At 45.2% G+C, this 1,036-nt stretch carries 2 protein-coding genes; both read right to left on the bottom strand.

Features of this window, described 5'->3' with window-relative positions; translation table 11 throughout:
- Window positions 1–552, bottom strand: a 552-nt coding sequence (locus J0A66_RS21440; RefSeq protein WP_206575900.1) for an MBL fold metallo-hydrolase, incomplete at its 3' end; no start/stop codon positions are given.
- The coding region (locus J0A66_RS21435) for an IS3 family transposase (protein WP_206575899.1) at window positions 542–1,036 on the bottom strand (495 nt) is incomplete at its 5' end. The genes J0A66_RS21435 and J0A66_RS21440, both read right to left, overlap by 11 nt.

Raw genomic sequence — 1,036 nt, 5'->3', positions numbered from 1 at the left:
AGCATCATTCATTATTCGGTCTTCATCCCACCCTTTTTGGTGTAGCTCTCGGACTCTCATTATCCATTCTGAAGTATTTTTTCTGAATTCTAGTAAAGACAACTTGCTTGCTGGTGCGCCATGGCCTGGCACTATAAGAGCCTGTTCGTCACCTAGCTTCATAATTGTATCAATCGCATCATTAAAACCTTGAGTTCCGCCTGCATAAAATGTTGGGTGCCAACTGGTATCGAAAACATCACCGACAAAGATAGTGTTGCTAATTTTGTGGTAGTAAATGTTGTCATTCGAAGAATGAGACTTCACTTTAATATGAACAAAATCATCTGAATTAGAAATACTCTCGACAAACTTTGCACCTTGCTTTATGAAAAACTCATTACCACCCGTATGATCTGAATGTGCGTGAGTATTCAAGATATAAATTATGGGTTTATCGTAAATTGACTTAACTATATTATCTAGCTCTAGTAAATGCCCGCCCCCTGGCATGGGATCGATTAAGATGATGTTCCCCCGATAAATCGGACACGCGCTGTTATTAAGCGGCATGTTCAAACTGTACCGGAGAAAGATAATTCAGACTACTGTGTAATCGCTTCCGGTTATAGAACGTGCCAATGTACTGTTTCACTTTTGCTTCCAACTGCGCCTTATTGGCAAAGTGATTCTGGTGAATCAGCTCGGCTTTCAGGCTCTTAAAAAAGGACTCGACTTCAGCATTATCGGTGCAACGGCCAGGGCGACTCATGCTGTGTCGGATACCGTATTTTTGCAACCAGCGCTGCATGGCATGGGCGCGATATTCCACCCCTCGGTCAGTGTGCAGGACTAATCCCGGTTTGGGCTTTCGTTGCCTTAACGCCACATACAGCGCAGCTATTGCCAGGTCTGCATTGAGCTGGTACGACAAGGCCCAGCCTACAATCCGGCGTGACCACAAGTCGAGAATGACCGCCAGATAGATAAAGCTGCGGCCATGGCGGATATAGGTCACATCCGCTGACCATTGTTGGTTTAACCCGGTTGGCGCATC

The sequence above is a fragment of the Bowmanella dokdonensis genome, assembly GCF_017254865.1.
Lineage (GTDB): Bacteria > Pseudomonadota > Gammaproteobacteria > Enterobacterales > Alteromonadaceae > Bowmanella > Bowmanella dokdonensis.
Note: the sequence above shows the minus strand (reverse complement) of the source record. Positions and strands in the feature narration are given on the sequence as shown.